Origin of the sequence: Bradyrhizobium sp. WSM1253 (genome assembly GCF_000244935.1) — a bacterium.
Lineage (GTDB): Bacteria > Pseudomonadota > Alphaproteobacteria > Rhizobiales > Xanthobacteraceae > Bradyrhizobium > Bradyrhizobium canariense.
On sequence record NZ_JH600073.1, the window covers coordinates 8,239,626 to 8,255,902 of the forward strand.

General features: G+C 63.6%; 14 protein-coding genes. 10 read left to right on the forward strand and 4 right to left on the reverse strand.

What is annotated here, in order from left to right; translation table 11 throughout:
* The first annotated feature begins 49 nt into the window (after positions 1-49).
* From BRA1253DRAFT_RS39965 to fabZ, 7 genes are all read left to right on the forward strand, one after another.
* Entirely contained in the window at positions 50-808 is a 759-nt protein-coding gene (locus tag BRA1253DRAFT_RS39965; protein ID WP_007603629.1) for an isoprenyl transferase, read from the forward strand.
* Complete coding sequence (locus BRA1253DRAFT_RS39970; RefSeq protein WP_035994818.1) at positions 805-1,647, forward strand: phosphatidate cytidylyltransferase; 843 nt, start codon at positions 805-807, stop codon at positions 1,645-1,647. Before BRA1253DRAFT_RS39965 ends, BRA1253DRAFT_RS39970 begins: the two co-directional genes overlap by 4 nt.
* Before the next feature lie 4 nt (positions 1,648-1,651).
* The gene (gene dxr / locus BRA1253DRAFT_RS39975; RefSeq protein ID WP_007603631.1) at positions 1,652-2,875 is read left to right on the forward strand and encodes a 1-deoxy-D-xylulose-5-phosphate reductoisomerase; all 1,224 of its coding nucleotides are present in this window, start codon (positions 1,652-1,654) and stop codon (positions 2,873-2,875) included.
* A 44-nt stretch (positions 2,876-2,919) separates the two neighbouring features.
* Positions 2,920-4,071 (forward strand): RIP metalloprotease RseP, encoded by a 1,152-nt coding sequence (gene rseP / locus BRA1253DRAFT_RS39980; protein WP_007603632.1) that lies wholly within the window; start codon positions 2,920-2,922, stop codon positions 4,069-4,071.
* A gap of 180 nt (positions 4,072-4,251) precedes the next feature.
* Entirely contained in the window at positions 4,252-6,783 is a 2,532-nt protein-coding gene (gene bamA / locus BRA1253DRAFT_RS39985; RefSeq protein WP_007603633.1) for an outer membrane protein assembly factor BamA, read from the forward strand.
* A gap of 125 nt (positions 6,784-6,908) precedes the next feature.
* On the forward strand, positions 6,909-7,976 hold the full coding sequence (gene lpxD / locus BRA1253DRAFT_RS39990) for a UDP-3-O-(3-hydroxymyristoyl)glucosamine N-acyltransferase (RefSeq protein ID WP_007603634.1): 1,068 nt from the start codon (positions 6,909-6,911) through the stop codon (positions 7,974-7,976).
* A gap of 41 nt (positions 7,977-8,017) precedes the next feature.
* The gene (fabZ, locus tag BRA1253DRAFT_RS39995; protein WP_051058562.1) at positions 8,018-8,434 is read left to right on the forward strand and encodes a 3-hydroxyacyl-ACP dehydratase FabZ; all 417 of its coding nucleotides are present in this window, start codon (positions 8,018-8,020) and stop codon (positions 8,432-8,434) included.
* A 6-nt stretch (positions 8,435-8,440) separates the two neighbouring features.
* Here fabZ and BRA1253DRAFT_RS40000 read toward each other — a convergent pair whose 3' ends face one another.
* Positions 8,441-8,785, reverse strand: a complete 345-nt coding sequence (locus tag BRA1253DRAFT_RS40000; protein ID WP_007603639.1) for a KTSC domain-containing protein — start codon at positions 8,783-8,785, stop codon at positions 8,441-8,443.
* A gap of 175 nt (positions 8,786-8,960) precedes the next feature.
* On the opposite strand from BRA1253DRAFT_RS40000, the gene lpxA reads away from it, so the two are divergent.
* The 3 genes from lpxA to lpxB are packed head-to-tail and all read left to right on the forward strand — an operon-like array spanning position 8,961 to position 11,810.
* The gene (gene lpxA, locus BRA1253DRAFT_RS40005; RefSeq protein WP_007603640.1) at positions 8,961-9,752 is read left to right on the forward strand and encodes an acyl-ACP--UDP-N-acetylglucosamine O-acyltransferase; all 792 of its coding nucleotides are present in this window, start codon (positions 8,961-8,963) and stop codon (positions 9,750-9,752) included.
* Between the two features lie 19 nt (positions 9,753-9,771).
* Positions 9,772-10,629, forward strand: a complete 858-nt coding sequence (locus BRA1253DRAFT_RS40010) for an LpxI family protein (RefSeq protein ID WP_007603641.1) — start codon at positions 9,772-9,774, stop codon at positions 10,627-10,629.
* Positions 10,626-11,810 carry a lipid-A-disaccharide synthase gene (gene lpxB / locus BRA1253DRAFT_RS40015; RefSeq protein WP_088941263.1) on the forward strand — a complete coding sequence of 395 codons (1,185 nt, stop codon included), beginning with the start codon at positions 10,626-10,628 and terminating at the stop codon, positions 11,808-11,810. Before BRA1253DRAFT_RS40010 ends, lpxB begins: the two co-directional genes overlap by 4 nt.
* Positions 11,811-12,028: 218 nt before the next feature.
* Here lpxB and BRA1253DRAFT_RS40675 read toward each other — a convergent pair whose 3' ends face one another.
* From BRA1253DRAFT_RS40675 to BRA1253DRAFT_RS40030, 3 genes are all read right to left on the reverse strand, one after another.
* Positions 12,029-14,158, reverse strand: coding sequence for an ATP-binding protein (locus BRA1253DRAFT_RS40675; RefSeq protein WP_198288288.1), 2,130 nt, complete (start codon positions 14,156-14,158; stop codon positions 12,029-12,031).
* A gap of 240 nt (positions 14,159-14,398) precedes the next feature.
* On the reverse strand, positions 14,399-15,166 hold the full coding sequence (locus BRA1253DRAFT_RS40025) for an SDR family NAD(P)-dependent oxidoreductase (RefSeq protein WP_007603645.1): 768 nt from the start codon (positions 15,164-15,166) through the stop codon (positions 14,399-14,401).
* A complete protein-coding gene (locus BRA1253DRAFT_RS40030; protein WP_007603647.1) occupies positions 15,163-16,272 on the reverse strand; it encodes an ABC transporter ATP-binding protein in 1,110 nt (369 codons plus the stop codon). The genes BRA1253DRAFT_RS40025 and BRA1253DRAFT_RS40030 overlap by 4 nt, the downstream gene beginning before the upstream one ends.
* Positions 16,273-16,277: the final 5 nt, after the last annotated feature.

The window sequence follows — 16,277 nt, forward strand, 5'->3', positions numbered from 1 at the left end:
TTCGGAAAACCGCGTCGCACTCTTCCGGATCATGCTTTAAGGCAGCCTCATGTCCAACGCCGCCGCGCCCGCAACGGAAGGACCCGATCGGTCCGATGCGCCTGCGCATGTCGCCATCATCATGGATGGCAACGGACGTTGGGCGGCCGCGCGCGGCTTGCCACGGGCGGAAGGCCATCGCCGCGGCGTGGAGGCCCTGCGCCGCGTGGTTCGCGCGTCGCATGAGCTTGGCATCCGCTATCTCACCATCTTCTCCTTCAGCTCGGAAAACTGGTCGCGCCCGGCGAGCGAGATCGGCGATCTGTTCGGCCTGTTGCGCCGCTTCATCCGCAATGATCTGGCGAGCCTGCATCGCGACGGCGTCAGGGTACGTATCATCGGCGAGCGGGACGGGCTGGAGGGCGACATCTGCGCGCTTCTCAACGAGGCGGAGGAGCTGACGCGCGATAACACGCGCCTCACGCTCGTCGTCGCCTTCAATTACGGCTCGCGGCACGAGATCGCGAAGGCGGCGCAGAAGCTCGCGCGCGAAGTCGCCGAGGGCCGGCGCAATCCCGACACGATCGATGCCGAGACATTGGGGGCGCATCTCGACGCGCCCGACATTCCCGACCCCGATCTCATCATCCGCACCAGTGGCGAGCAGCGGCTGTCGAATTTCCTGATGTGGCAGGCCGCCTATAGCGAGCTCGTCTTCGTGCCGATTCACTGGCCCGATTTCGACAAGGCGGCGCTGGAAGGCGCAATCGCCGAATTCGCCAGGCGCGAGCGCCGTTTCGGCGGCCTGGTCGCGAAAACCGCCTCGTGAGCGAACCCGACTCCGCACCGGCCGGCTCTCAGCCTGCCCCGAGCAATCTCGTGATGCGAATCCTCGCAGCGCTGGTGCTGGCGCCGCTCGCCATTGCGCTCGCTTATGCCGGCGGCTGGCTGTGGGCGCTTCTCGTCACCCTGGTGTCGATCGGACTGTTCGCGGAATGGCTGATGGTGGTGGGCGCAGGCTCGACCGCGCTGACCGGGGCGGGAACGATCGTCATCGCCACGATGGGCTTGTGCGTTGCCTTCGGCGCGCTGAAGACCGCAATCATCACCGGCTTGATTGGCGGGGCGATCGTGACGGTGATCGCGCGGGGCAAGTTCGTCTGGGCGGCCTCCGGATTCGCCTATGCGTCGGCGGCGCTACTGGCCTCGATCCTGCTGCGGAAGGATCTCGTGAACGGCTTCGCCGCGCTGATGTTCGTGCTGCTCGTGGTGTGGGCGACCGATATCGGCGGCTATTTCGCCGGCCGCGGCATTGGCGGACCGAAGCTGTGGCCGCGCGTCAGCCCGAAGAAGACCTGGGCAGGGGCGCTCGGCGGCTTTGCCGCAAGCCTTTTGGTCGCGGCCGGCTTTGCCGCTTGCGGGATCGGAAAGATGGCTCCATTGCTGCTCGTCGCCGCGGCTCTGTCGGTCGTGTCGGCCTGCGGCGATCTGTTCGAATCCGCGGTCAAGCGGCGCTTCGATGTCAAGGATTCCAGTCACTTAATTCCCGGCCACGGCGGCCTATTGGACCGTCTGGACGGTTTTGTCGCTGCCATCCTGGTGGCATGGATTATCGGCTTCCTTCGCCATGGTGTGCATAGCGCCGGAAGCGGTCTTATGGTTTGGTGAACATATGAGCGCGGTTCCATTGCGTAACAACAAGGCTGCGGCATCGACCGTCCGCAGCGTCACGGTTCTCGGCGCCACCGGCTCGATCGGCGACAGCACGATGAATCTGCTGCGCGCCTCTCCCGAGCGCTACCGTGTCGAGGCGCTGACGGCGAACAGCAATGTCGAAGCGCTGGCAAAGCTCGCCAAGGAGTTTTCGGCGCGCTTCGTCGCGATCGCCGACACCTCAAAATTTGCCGAGCTCAAGGCCGCGCTCGCGGGCACCGGCACCGAATGCGGCGCCGGTGAAAGCGCAGTGATCGAGGCCGGCGCGCGTCCGGCCGATTGGGTGATGGCCGCCGTGAGTGGCGCGGCCGGGCTGAAGCCGGCACTGGCGGCGGTCGACCGCGGCGCGCATGTCGCGCTTGCGAACAAGGAATGTCTCGTCTGCGCCGGCGATTTCTTCATGCAGCGCGCGGCGAAAGCGGGCGCCTGCATCCTGCCTGCGGATTCCGAGCACAATGCGCTGTTCCAGGCGCTCGCCTCGGGCAATCGCGACGAGCTCGTCCGTGTCATCATCACGGCCTCCGGCGGCCCGTTCCGGACCTGGAAGCCTGCCGACATCGAGCAGGCGACACTCGAGCAAGCCCTGAAGCATCCGAACTGGAGCATGGGCCAGAAGATCACGATCGATTCCGCCTCGATGATGAACAAGGGGCTCGAGGTGATCGAGGCTTCCTATCTGTTCGCGCTCTCGCCCGACGAGATCGACGTCCTCGTGCACCCGCAGTCGATCATTCACGGCATGGTCGAGTTCTCCGATCGCTCGGTCGTGGCCCAGCTCGGCGCACCCGACATGCGCACGCCGATCGCGCATTGCCTCGGCTGGCCCGACCGCATCAAGGGTCCCGCCGCCAAGCTCGATCTGGCCAAGATCGGCCAATTGACCTTCGAGGCGCCGGATTTCGAGCGCTTCCCCGGCCTGCGCCTGGCCTTCGATTCGCTCCGGACCGGGAAGGGGGCGACCACCGTCTACAACGCCGCCAACGAGGTCGCGGTCGCGGCCTTCATCGCGGGCAAGATCCGGTTCGGCGCGATTGCCCGGCTGGTTGAGGCGACGCTGGACGACTGGGTTCGTGGCGGGAACCAGGCCCCGCTGACGTCAGCGGACGATGCAATCGCTGTTGACCATGTTGCGCGAAATAGGGCTGCCGCCCTATTGCCTCAAATTGCCTTAAAGGCATCCTAGATGGTTCGGGGCCAGGGCCTTGCGGCGCTGGATGAGGGAATTCGATGATTGACTTTTTCGTCCATAGTTTCAATACGTTGAGCCATGGGCTCCTCGGCTACACGGTTCCCTTCCTGTTCGTCCTGACTATCGTCGTGTTCTTCCATGAGCTCGGCCATTTCCTGGTCGCGCGCTGGGCAGGCGTTCGCGTGTTAACTTTTTCGCTCGGTTTCGGACCTGAGCTGGTCGGCTTCAACGACCGTCATGGCACCCGGTGGAAGATCTCGGCGATCCCGCTCGGCGGCTACGTCAAGTTCTTCGGCGACGAGAGCGAGGCTTCGACGCCGTCGTCCGAGAAGCTTGCGGCCATGACGGCCGAGGAGCGCGCCGGCAGCTTCCATCATAAGAAGGTCGGCCCGCGCGCCGCCATCGTTGCCGCCGGGCCGATCGCCAATTTCATCCTGGGCGCGCTGATCTTCGCCGGCATGGCGCTGTATTACGGCAAGCCGAGCACGATCGCGCGCGTCGACGGTGTCGTCGCCGACGGTGCTGCGGCGGCAGCCGGCTTCAAGATCGGCGACGTCGTCGTCCAGATCGATGGCAAGCCGATCGAAAGCTTTGCCGATATGCAGCGCATGGTTGCGATGAATGCCGGTTCGCCGCTTGCCTTCCAGGTCAAGAGGGACGGCACCATCGTGTCGCTGACCGCGACGCCGGCGCTGCTCGAGCGCAAGGATCCCTTCGGCAACAGCCACCGTCTCGGCGTGCTCGGCATCGAGCACAAGTCTCAGGCCGGAGAGGTCTCGACTTCGCCGGTCGGCGTCGGCGAAGCGCTCAAGATCGGGGTTGAACAGGTCTGGTTCATCATCACCAGCACCTTCAAGTTCCTGGGCTCGTTGTTCGTGGGGAACGGCAATCCGAACGAGGTCAGCGGCGTGCTCGGCATTGCCAAGATGTCGGGGCAGGCGGCCAGCGCCGGGTTCCAGTTCGTGATCAACCTCTGCGCGGTGCTGTCGGTGTCGATCGGTCTGTTGAATCTGTTCCCGATCCCGCTGCTCGATGGCGGTCACCTTATGTTCTATGCGGCGGAGGTCGCCCGTGGTCGGCCCCTGTCCGAGCGGACTCAGGAGATGGGGTTCCGAATCGGGCTCGGCTTGGTGCTGATGTTGATGGTGTTTGCGACCTATAACGACATCCTCCGGATGGCCTCATCCTGATAGGGGCTTTTTTGTGGCGTTGTCGGGCGTTGCTCTTGGGCAACGTCTTGGAATGAAAATGAAATTACGGCGCGCTCGACCGTTTGCGGCGTCGGTGAAATTGTCTACAAGCGGCTTGAACTTGGGGAATCTCCAGACCGGGGTTGGGTCTGGTACGGAATGATAAGGGCGCGTTGCGCAATGAAGTTTGGACTGCGACTCCGGGGGGGCTTGCTCGCAACCCTGATCATGTTCGGCGCGCCGGTGCTTGCCCCGGTTGGGGCTGCCTTTGTGTCTTCGTCTGCGCTTGCTCAGACCGTGCAGTCGATTTCCGTTGAAGGAAATCGCAGGGTCGAGGTGGAGACGATCCGCTCCTATTTCAAGCCGGGTCCCGGCGGTCGCCTCGATCAAGGCGCTATCGACGACGGCCTCAAGGCGTTGATCGAGACCGGCCTGTTCCAGGACGTCAGGATCAACCGCGGTGCCGGTGGCCAGATCGTCGTCTCCGTGGTGGAAAACCCGGTGATCGGCCGCATTGCCTTCGAGGGCAACAAGAAGATCAAGGACGAGCAGCTCACTGGTGAAGTCCAGTCCAAGGCGCGCGGCACCTTCTCCCGCGCCATGGTGCAGTCCGACACGCTGCGAATCGCCGAAATCTATCGCCGTTCCGGCCGCTACGACGTCCGCGTCACGCCTGAAGTCATCGAGCAGCCGAACAACCGCGTCGATCTCGTCTTCACGGTCGAGGAGGGCGCCAAGACCGGCGTCAAGTCGATCGAGTTCGTCGGCAACAACGCGTACTCGTCGTACCGCCTGCGCGACGTCATCAAGACGCACGAATCGAACCTGCTGAGCTTCCTCGCCAGCAGCGACATCTACGATCCCGATCGGGTCGAGGCCGACCGCGACCTGATCCGCCGCTTCTATCTCAAGAACGGTTTCGCCGACGTCCAGGTCGTGGCCGCGCTCACCGAATACGATCCGGAGAAGAAGGGCTTCAACGTTACCTTCAAGATCGAGGAAGGCTCCCAATACCGGGTCGGCTCGATCGACTTCCGCTCCAGCATTCCGAACTTCGATCCCACCTCGATGCGCAACTATTCGCGCGTCAATGTCGGCTCCCTCTACAACGTCGAATCGGTCGAGAAATCGGTCGAGGAGATGCAGATCGAAGCCTCGCGGCGCGGTTATGCCTTCGCCGTGGTCCGTCCCGGCGGCGACCGCAACTTCGAGGCGCACACCGTGTCGGTCGTGTTCAACATCGACGAGGGCCCGCGCACCTATATCGAGCGCATCAACTTGCGCGGCAACACCCGCACGCGCGACTACGTGATTCGTCGCGAGTTCGACGTCTCCGAGGGCGATGCCTACAACCGCGCGCTGGTCGACCGTGCCGAGCGCCGCTTGAAGAACCTCGACTATTTCAAGAGCGTGAAGATCACGACGGAGCCCGGCTCGTCGAGCGACCGCGTGATCCTGCTCGTGGACATGGAAGAGAAATCGACCGGCGACTTCTCGGTCTCGGGTGGTTACTCCACCACCGACGGCGCGCTGGCCGAAGTCTCGGTGTCCGAACGCAATTTACTCGGCCGCGGCCTGTTCGCCAAGGCGGCGGTGACCTACGGCCAGTATGCCCGCGGCTACTCGCTGTCGTTCGTCGAGCCCTATTTGCTCGACTACCGGGTCGCGCTGGGTCTCGACCTCTATCAGCGCGAGCAGAAGTCCAACAGCTACATCTCGTACGGCACCAAGACGCTCGGCTTCTCGCCGCGCCTCGGTTTCTCGCTGCGTGAAGATCTGTCGCTGCAGGTGCGCTACTCGATCTACCGGCAGGAAATCACGCTGCCGTCCTACCTGGCGAACTGTAACAACAATGTGGGTTCGGCGGCTTTCAATCCGAGCCCGGCCTTCGCCAATGCAAATGGCATCGACCTGAGCTCCACCAACGGCCTCGGCTGCTACAGCGACGGTGAAGCCTCGCTGCCGGTGCGCAAGGAACTTGCCAACGGCAAGACCCTGACCTCGGCGCTCGGCTATTCGCTGTCCTACAACACGCTCGACAACAACAAGAACCCCACCGACGGTCTGCTGGTCGATTTCCGGCAGGACTTCGCCGGTGTCGGCGGCGACGTCTCCTACCTGAAGACTGTGGTGGACGCGAAGTACTACACTCCGCTGGTGTCCGATATCGTCGGCCTCGCTCGCATCCAGGGCGGCATGCTGAACAAGATGGGCAGCGATCTGCGCATGCTCGATCACTTCCAGATGGGCCCGAACCTCGTCCGCGGCTTTGCCCCGAACGGCATCGGACCGCGCGATTTGAACCCCTTCGGTACGCAGGACGCGCTTGGCGGCACCAAATATTGGGGTGCTTCGCTCGAATTGCAGATGCCGTTCTGGTTCCTGCCCAAGGAAGTGGGTCTGAAGGGCGCCGTCTACGCCGACGCTGGCGGGCTGTTCGACTATCAGGGCCCGACGACATGGTCGGTGACCAACGAAATGACCACGACCAAGAACTCGAGCTGCACGCCGTCGACCGTCAATCCAGCTTCGGCTGGAACCTGCACCGGCCTGGTGTATGACAACGGCAATGCGGTCCGGTCGTCGGTCGGCGTCGGCTTGATCTGGGCCTCGCCGTTCGGTCCGCTGCGCTTCGACTACGCCGTGCCGCTGACCAAGGGCAAGTACGACCGTACGCAGGAGTTCCGGTTCGGCGGCGGCACCTCTTTCTAATTCGAACAGCACGGCACGATCCGGACCACGGGATCCCGTTTCCGAAAGGGATCGTGCCAATCCAGGAGATGAGGCATGATGCGGCTTGGCCGCTTCATGCCGAAGCCGGACCGCGACGGGGTGGAATGGCGCAGCCGACCTTCTTCACACAGCCGCCCGCCTCAGCGCTGGCCGACATAGCCACGCTGACCAAGGCGGAGCTGGTCGATCCCGCCAGGGGCGGCCAAATCATCAGGGGTCTTGCTTCGCTCGACGAAGCCGGCCCGATGCACCTGACGTTCTTCGACAATCTCAAATATGCCGATGAGCTCAAGGCGACCAAGGCCGGTGCTTGCCTGGTGAGCCCACGCTTCGAGGCCCGGGTGCCCGCGCACGTCGCCGTGCTGCGGGCGCCACAGCCGTTCCGCGCCTTCGTCAGGATCGCGCGGGAGTGGCACGGCGACGCGCTCCGGCCGCAATCCTGGACCGGCAACGACGGCATCGCGACGTCGGCCATCATCGACCCCACCGCCAGGCTTGAGGACGGCGTGATCGTCGATCCCCTGGCCGTGATCGGTCCTGACGTGGAGATCGGCAGTGGCACGGTGATCGGTGTGGGGGCCGTGATCGGCCCGGGCGTCAAGATCGGCCGGGACTGCAATGTCGGCGCACGCACCGCCATCCAGTGCGCGCTGATCGGCAACGATGTGCTGATCCATCCCGGCTGCTCCATCGGCCAGGACGGCTACGGCTTCATCTTCTTCGGCCCCGAGGGCCACCTGAAAGTGCCCCAGACCGGCCGCGTGCTGATTCAGAACAACGTGGAGGTCGGCGCCGGCACCACCATTGATCGCGGGTCCTTGCGCGACACCGTGATCGGCGAGGGGACCAAAATCGACAATCAGGTCCAGATCGGCCACAATGTGACCATTGGCCGGCACTGCCTGCTGGCAGCCCAGATCGGCCTTGCCGGCAGCCTCACCCTCGGCGACAACGTGGCGCTGGGAGCGAAGGTGGGCATCAACAATCACGTCAAGATCGGGGATGGAGCTCAGGTGACTGCCATGAGCGGCGTCAAGGACGACGTTCCTCCCAACGGACGCTGGGGCGGGTTTTTTGCCAAGCCGACCCGGCAGTGGTTCAAGGAAATTTTGGCGGTCGAGCGCCTGGCGCGCGACAGCAAGGCCGATCCGAAGCAGGAGGAACGGGAGTGACGGACGAAGCACCGGTCAGGTTCGAGCTTGTGGACATCAACATGATCCTGCAAACGCTCCCGCACCGTTTTCCGATGCTGCTGATCGATCGCGTGATCAACATCCGCACCGATTACAGCGGCATCGGCATCAAGAACGTCACCTTCAACGAACCGCCGTTCCAGGGCCATTTTCCCGATCGCCCGGTCTACCCCGGCGTCATGATGATCGAAGCGATGGCGCAGACTGCCGGTGTGATCGGCATCAAATCGGTCGAGGGCACCGACAAGCCGCGCGCGGTCTATTTCCTGACCATCGACAAGTGCAAGTTCCGCAAGCCGGTGCTGCCCGGCGATACCATCGAATATCACATGCGCTCGATCGGCCGCCGCAAAGCCATGTGGTGGTTTCACGGCGACGCCAAGGTCAATGGCCAGGTGGTTGCGGAGGCCGACGTCGGCGCCATGCTGACCGACTGAGCGGGATCAACTTCTCTGGATACGCTCGCGTGCAGGACAAGCGTACCGGCCGCCGCTGACCTCGCGCTTGATGTTCTGGTTGAAGAACTTTCCCATGGACGGTGCGCCCAGCAGGCGCTCGACCGTGTCGACCGGCACGCCGCAATAGCCGTCATAAACGCCATCCACAGCCACGATGAGGGCCTGCTGCGCACGGTCGTAACAGACCCGCTGAAGCACTGTGCTGCGGGTAATGTCGCGGCATTCGTATGTCTTGAGATCGACGAGGCGGTGTTCGGCGGTCTCGATCGTCTCGGATACGATCGGCGCGGCCGCGAGCTGTGCGAATAGAAGTGCCAGGGCCCTGACCACGATACCTGAAGCTCCGCGTGAACTTGTTGACGAACCGGGAAGGCTGCCTCATCCGGCACCTGAAACACGGAGAGATCATACGTCACTGGACAGATCGGGCATAGTCGCGCTAACCAGCGGAAAACCGAGCGACTTCAACACCTAATCAGACCTTCTTGATGAGTCAGATTGCTTGATGAGTAAGATTGATCCCACCGCACGGATCGCGGACGGCGCCGTGATCGGCGAGGGCACCGAGATCGGACCCTATTGCATCATCGGTGCGCATGTCGTGATCGGCAGTAACTGCAAGCTGATCGGACAGGTCACCGTCATCGGCCACACCTCGATCGGAGATGGCTGCGTGATCTCGCCGTTCGCGGTGCTGGGCGGGGCGCCCCAGGATCTCAGCTACAAGGGCGAGCCTACGAAGCTTGAGGTCGGCTCGGGCTGCACCATCCGCGAAGGCGCGACCATGAATGTCGGCACCATCAAGGGCGGTGGCCTGACGCGCGTCGGCAACGACTGCTATTTCATGAACAACAGTCATGTCGGGCATGACTGCATGGTCGGCAACAACGTGATCTTCGCAACCTCGGCGACGCTCGGCGGCCATTGCGAGATCGGTGACGCCGTCTATATCGGCGGCCTGTCCGCAGTGCATCAGTTCACCCGCATCGGCCCCTATGTGATGGTTGGCGGTGTCTGCGGCGTGCGCGACGACGTCATCCCGTACGGGCTGGTCAACGGCCAATATGCGGTGCTTGAGAGCCTCAACCTGATCGGCATGAAGCGGCGCAAGTTCACCAAGCAGCGGCTTGCGACCGTACGCGCGTTCTACCAGAAACTTTTCCATGGTCCCGCGACCTTTGCCGAACGCCTGGAGGCGGCGCGGCCGCTCGCCGGTGAAGATCCGGCGATCGCCGAAATCCTCGACTTCATCGGCAAGGGCAAGCGCCCGCTCTGTCTTCCCGCCATCGCGAAGTGATGATGGGATGGCCCCGGGCATGACATCGGCGGCTTCGGAGATTTCATCGCCGGTCGGCGTGGTCGCTGGCGGCGGCGCGATGCCGTTCGCGGTTGCCGAATCGCTCGCCGCCCGCGGCATCACGCCGGTGTTGTTTCCCCTTCGGGGCGCCTGTGATCCGGCACGGGTGGAAAACTTCCGCCATCGCTGGATCTCGGTCGGCCAGCTCGGCCGTGCCATGCGGCTGTTTCGCGAGGAGGGCTGCCGCGACCTGATCTTCATCGGCACGCTGGTACGGCCTTCGCTCTCCGAGGTCCGGGTCGACTTCACGACGCTCCGGCTGCTCGGCAATGTCATCCGCGCCTTCCGCGGCGGCGACGATCATTTGTTGTCCGGCGTCGGACGCATTCTCGAGCAGGGCGGCTTTCGCATGGTCGGCATCAAGGATGTCGCGCCCGAGCTCTTGATGCCCGAGGGCTGCATCAGCCGCGCCTGGCCGAGCGACACCGGCAAGACCGACATCGAGCGCGGACGCGCGGTGCTGACCGCGCTCGGTCCGTTCGACATCGGCCAGGCTGCGGTCGTGATCGACGGCCATGTGGTGGCGGTCGAGGACATCGAGGGCACCGATGCGCTGCTCGCGCGGGTGGCACGGCTGCGCGAAGAGGGCCGCATCCGCGCCGCCACCGGGCGGGGCGTGCTGGTGAAGGTCCCAAAGAGCGGGCAGGATCTGCGCTTCGACCTGCCGACGATCGGCCCGCGCACTCTCGAGGGTGTCGCCGCCGCAGGGCTCGCAGGCATTGCCGTCGTCGCGGGCAACACCATCGCCGCCGAGCCGCAGGCAATGATCGCGCTCGCCGACGCCAAATATCTCTTCGTCATCGGCCTGCCGGCGTGATGCAAGGCCGCGATCCCAAGCGCAAGATCTTCCTGATCGCCACGGAGGAATCCGGCGACCGGCTCGGCAGCGCCTTGATGAAGGTGCTGCGCCAGCGCCTCGGCGACGGCGTGCAGTTCGTGGGCGTCGGCGGCCACACCATGGCGCGCCAGGGGCTGGAGACGCTGTTTCCGATCGAGCAGCTCTCGATCGTGGGCTTCGCCGCGGTCGTGCAGCAACTGCCGAAGATCCTGCGGCTGATCCGCGAGACCGCGGAGGCCGTGACCGAAGCCGCGCCGGACGCGCTCGTCATCATCGACAGCCCCGACTTCACCCACCGTGTCGCCCGCCGCGTGCGGGCGCGCAATCCGGCGATCCCGATCGTCGACTACGTCTCGCCGCAGCTCTGGGCCTGGCGGCCGGGGCGGGCGCGGACCATGCTCGGCTATGTCGACCATGTGCTCGGCCTGTTGCCGTTCGAGCCGGAGGAATATCGCAAGCTCGGCGGTCCGCCATGCAGCTATGTCGGCCATCCCCTGATCGAGCAATTGCCCTCGTTGCGGCCGAACGCCGACGAGCAGGCGCGTCGCGGCGGCGAGCCGCCGGTGTTGCTGGTATTGCCCGGCAGCCGCCGCAGCGAGATCAGGCACCATCTCGACGTGTTCGGCGCGACGCTCGGCCGATTGCAGACGGACGGCCGCGCGTTCGAACTGATGCTGCCGACCATGCCGCATCTCGAAGCCAGTATTCGCGAAGGCATCGCGAACTGGCCGGTCAAGCCTCAGATCGTGGTCGGCGAGAACGAGAAGCGCGCCGCCTTCCGCATCGCGCGCGCGGCCCTGGCAAAATCCGGCACGGTGACGCTGGAGCTCGCGCTATCGGGCATCCCGATGGTGACGGCCTATCGCGTCGGTGCGATCGAAGCCTTCATCCTGCGCCGCGCGATCCGCGTCTCTTCGGTGATCCTCGCCAATCTCGTGATCGGCAAGGATGTCATCCCGGAGTTCCTGCAGGAAGACTGCACGCCGGAGAAGCTGGCGCCCGCGCTCTCGGAGCTTCTGACCGATTCACCACTGCGCCGGCAGCAGGTGGAAGCGTTCGCCCAGCTCGATACGATCATGTCGACCGGCAACAAATCGCCGAGCGTGCTCGCCGCCGACATCGTGCTGGCGACGATGCGAAAGGGCAGGCGGGCTAGCTAGGACGTGTACTCACAAGCGGCCCTAGTCCGCTTGGATCCAGCCATTCCAGCATTCAAACCCTCGCTATCCGATTTGGCAAAGAGGCGTTAATCCGAGCTTGAAGCCACATTAGAATTGAGGTCGGTGTCTCCTTGTGGCGCCAGGGCTGACCTGCCTCGCGCAGCCGGTCGAGGACTCGTGCCCCTGAACGGACATCGCGGATATCCAAATTCTTAATATCAATGGCGCTGCGGTAGCCCAGCAACTGAATGGGATGATGTCCTCGCAGTGGTTAATAGCTTCTCCTGGCCTCTCAGAGCGTCCAGCAGTTCGTCGGCCGAGAAGGGCTTGATCAGGACAGTGAGACCTTGCGCGGAGATCAATTTCATCGTTTGCGACCTGATGTCGCCCGTCATCACGACGGCCGGTAGGTTCAAGCCAAGGGCGACACGCAGGCTCTTAATGGTCTCGATGCCATCCGATGAGCCACGAAGGTTGTAGTCACACAGCAGTACATCCGGGCGCAGACCCTGCTCTTTGATCAGGGTCAAGGCTTCGCTCGCCGTTGCGATAACGGTGGCGTCAATCCCTCTTGCCTTCAACGATCTCTGCAGCGCCGATCGCAGGGACGCCTCGTCCTCTATCGCGAGAACGCTGCCCAGGAAGGCACCACTGCAAGGGGGCACCAGCGACGCCGCTTCTGGCGCATTGGCGCCGGATCGAGCGCGCGGAACCTCGATGAAAAACCGTGTGCCCCTCCCTGCGATAGAACGCACCTCGACCTTGTGATCCAGCATTTCTCCAAGCCGCCTTACGATCGCGAGGCCCAGCCCAAATCCGCCCCGTTCCGCGCCATCAGTCCCCTGGTAGTACTCATCGAATATGTGCGGAAGTTGATCTTCGGTGATACCGATTCCGCTGTCCCACACTTCGATGCGAACCTTGTCACCGACTCGTCGGCATCCAAGCAAAATTTGTCCCCGGTCAGTGTATCGGACTGCATTTGATAAGAGGTTGCGGATCATCTCCGCAAGCATTCGGCTGTCGCTGCGGACGATGAGCCCGGAACGTGCAACGCGCAGTCGGAGTCCTCTTTCCTGCACAGACGCGGCGAAGTCTCTAGCGAGCGGCTCGAAAATTTCAACTAGAGAAAACTCACTCACGGATGGACGCAGTTTTCCGGATTCCAGCTTGTTCACATCGAGCAGGCTGGAGAGGATGCTGGTCATGGTATCCAGCGATTTCCGAATGTCAGCGACAAGATTGTGCGCTTCACCGCTTGAATGGAGCGATTCAAGCGCTGCCTGCAGAAGCTTCAGGGTCTGCAATGGCTGGCGCATGTCATGGCTTGCCGCAGCAAGAAAGCTCGATTTGGCGCGATCGGCTAATTCTGCCGCTTCTAAAGCGCCCTGCAATCGGGACTCCCTTTCCAGAATGGCGTGATGGTGAAGCCTCCGCTCGCTAAACAGGGCAGCAAGAACAAGAGCACCTAATGTGATCGCCAGAATGGTAGCTTGAGCAGTCAGCACACGATCTTCGATCGACAGACGTGCGTCCCCGAAAATGCCGATGGTGAAGATTGTCGTCCAGACGACCGTAGTCGAGCATAAGAACGTGGCAATCGCCGTGAACGCTGAACGAAGGCGAGCCGCGATCCAGAGCAGAAGTGGACAAAGTGCGCTGACCGCCAGCACCGCAGTCCAGGGCTCATTGCGCAAGAAAGCCAGCAGCGCGCATATGAGAGACACCACGCCGAGCGCAAGAACGCCCTCCGCAACTTCCCCCCGCGGCGGGGGAGCGCGCGCTAGCGACGCCAGGCCAATTGCGAGCGGCGTCACCGCAATCGTCCCTGTTGCGGCAGATGAAACCCAGTGAAGCCAGATCACCGCCGGGGACGCAGCCGACCCGTGAAACAGCGCAAATACTGCCGTACCACCAAGGCCGGAAAGGCTCGCTGCAATACCGGTCGCGGCAAATAGCGCAAGTACGCTGCGCAGTTCATTCAACTCGAATGGAGATCCACAAAAGCGGTGGATCAGGCCCGCGATGATGACGACTTCACCGGAGTTCGTGACAGCAAAGAACAACGAACTCCAGATGTTGCGATCGCCTAGCAGGTTAGCCGCAATCGTTGCAGCGACCACTCCGAGCACGACAGGCAGCTGTGCCGCAGGACCAAGCGCGATCAAAATCCCCGAAGCCACCCCCCCCGCTGGCCAGAATAGGGCAACACCATCGGCCGGGTCCAGCAACGCAAGGCTCAGCCGCGCGGTGAGAAAATAGGCGAGTGCCACTGCGAATGTCAAAAGAACGTCTGCGCCGCTTGCGAGCGGGCGGCGAGCCACCATCTGTTTTGCGGTAATCCCCAATGCCTTCCACCACTCGTCTGGGCCCATATCCCTGACGCGCAAAGCCTTCCGGGGCCGCCGCGACGTCGCCAACTCGGCGGCTCTAGCGAGTATAGGCCAGATTTCCGCTCAAGCCATCATGTTGTCTTGCATTAGTCTTCCTGTGGCCCAACTCGGACCCAAGGTGAGATACGCCAACCCGACTGCTATCGGATACGGAGCGGACCTCTATGAGGGAGCTCGGGTGTGTCAGTACACGCTCTAGCCGAGACCAGCGTCGACCTGAAAACATTGGCGCGTGATGCGCTGACTGTCGTCGGAGGCGAGGAACAGCGCCATGTTGGCGATGTCCTCAGGCGTCACCGCGTCGGGAATGGCCTGACGCGTGCGCAGCTCGGCGATCGCCTGGTCGTCCGGGTACCACAGCCGGCGCTGACGCTCCGTGATCACCATCCCCGGCGCTATCGCATTAACGCGGATGCGGTCGGGCCCGAGCGACCGGGCCAGGGAGTTGGTGAAGCCGACAATCGCGGCCTTCGCCGCGGCGTAGACCGGCAGCCCCGGCGCGCCGCGCATCCAGGCAATCGACGACATGTTGATGATCGAACCGCCGCCGCGCGCCTGCATCTGCGGCACCACCGCTTGCGCTGCAAAGAAGACGTGCTTGAGGTTGACGCCGATCATCCAGTCGAACTCGGCCGAGGTTACCTCGGCCAGTACCTGGCGTTGATCGTTAGCGGCGTTGTTGACGAGAACCGCGGCATCGCCAAGCGATCCCTGAACCTGCGCCATAGCGTCGCGCAAGGCGTCGATGTCGAGCAGATCGCACGGCACGAACAAGGGCACGGTCCCAGCCGCGGCCTTTACATCCGCGACCAGCGCCCGGCCGGCTGCCTCATCGAGATCCAGGAACGCGACACGAGCCCCTTGCGCCGCGAACGACCGCACGAAGGCGGCACCGATGCCGCTGGCGCCACCGGTGATCAACACCACGCGATCCCTAAGACCGGCATAGCTCGTTCTTGTCATGCGATCAGTCGCTCCGTCTCGGGGTCGAACAGGCAGATGCGGCGGGTGTCGAGCGCGAACGAGGCGGCGGCGCCCGGTGTGGGGCGGATATCCGGCGTGATGCGCGCCAGCGCAGGCTCGCCGCCAAGCCGCAGCAGCACGATCGTTTCGGCTCCCGTCGGCTCGACCATCTCCACCGGCGCGTTGACGACGACGGGCGGATCGGCGGAAAATACGCGGCTGCCCTCGGCGATGCATTCCGGCCTGATCCCGACCACCACGTCTCGGCCGACAAAGGGGGCCGCCGCATCATATTGGCCAAGGCGGAGGCGGACCTCGTCCGGCCGTCCCGCGCCGATCACGACCACCGGCCCGCTGGCGTCAGCCTCCAGCCGTGCCGGCATCGTGTTCATCGGCGGCGAACCCATGAAACGGGCCACGAACAGATTGGCGGGATAGCGATACACGGTGTCCGGATCGGCAAACTGCTGCACCACGCCTCGATGCATCACGGCGATGCGCGTCGCCATCGTCATCGCCTCGATCTGGTCGTGGGTGACATAGACGATGGTGGCGCCGATGCGCTGGTGCAGACGCTTGATTTCCATTCGCATCTCGACACGCAGCTTGGCGTCGAGGTTGGAGAGCGGCTCGTCGAACAGGAAGAGCAGGGGATCGCGCACCAGCGCCCGGCCCATCGCCACACGCTGGCGCTGGCCGCCGGAGAGCTGCGACGGCTTGCGGCCGAGTAGCGGCTCGATCTGGAGCAGCCTTGCCACATTCGCCAGCGCCTTTTCCTGCTCCGCCTTCGCTACGTGGCGGCATTCCATGCCGAAGGTGATGTTCTGGCGCACCGTCATCGACGGATAGAGCGCGTAGGACTGGAACACCATGGCGATGTCGCGGTCCTTCGGCGGAATGTCGTTGACGACACGTCCGCCGATTTCCACGGTGCCTGAGCTCGGGAGGTCGAGCCCGGCGATGATGTTGAGCAGCGTAGACTTGCCGCAGCCGGATGGGCCGACGAGCACGGTGAATTCACCGCTCTCGATGTCGAGATCGATGCCCTTCAGCACCTCCAGATTGGCGTAACGCTTGGACAGGGCGCGAATGCTTAGGGCTGCCATGACGA

What these genes read in the sequence shown, in the direction of transcription:
- BRA1253DRAFT_RS39965 (WP_007603629.1), top strand. Translation starts at nt 50, where the DNA reads ATGTCCAACGCCGCCGCGCCCGCAACGGAAGGACCCGATCGGTCCGAT.
- dxr (WP_007603631.1), top strand. Translation starts at nt 1,652, where the DNA reads ATGAGCGCGGTTCCATTGCGTAACAACAAGGCTGCGGCATCGACCGTC.
- rseP (WP_007603632.1), top strand. Translation starts at nt 2,920, where the DNA reads ATGATTGACTTTTTCGTCCATAGTTTCAATACGTTGAGCCATGGGCTC.
- bamA (WP_007603633.1), top strand. Translation starts at nt 4,252, where the DNA reads ATGAAGTTTGGACTGCGACTCCGGGGGGGCTTGCTCGCAACCCTGATC.
- lpxD (WP_007603634.1), top strand. Translation starts at nt 6,909, where the DNA reads ATGGCGCAGCCGACCTTCTTCACACAGCCGCCCGCCTCAGCGCTGGCC.
- fabZ (WP_051058562.1), top strand. Translation starts at nt 8,018, where the DNA reads ATGATCCTGCAAACGCTCCCGCACCGTTTTCCGATGCTGCTGATCGAT.
- lpxA (WP_007603640.1), top strand. Translation starts at nt 8,961, where the DNA reads ATGAGTAAGATTGATCCCACCGCACGGATCGCGGACGGCGCCGTGATC.
- BRA1253DRAFT_RS40010 (WP_007603641.1), top strand. Translation starts at nt 9,772, where the DNA reads ATGACATCGGCGGCTTCGGAGATTTCATCGCCGGTCGGCGTGGTCGCT.
- BRA1253DRAFT_RS40025 (WP_007603645.1), bottom strand. Translation starts at nt 15,166, where the DNA reads ATGACAAGAACGAGCTATGCCGGTCTTAGGGATCGCGTGGTGTTGATC.
- BRA1253DRAFT_RS40030 (WP_007603647.1), bottom strand. Translation starts at nt 16,272, where the DNA reads ATGGCAGCCCTAAGCATTCGCGCCCTGTCCAAGCGTTACGCCAATCTG.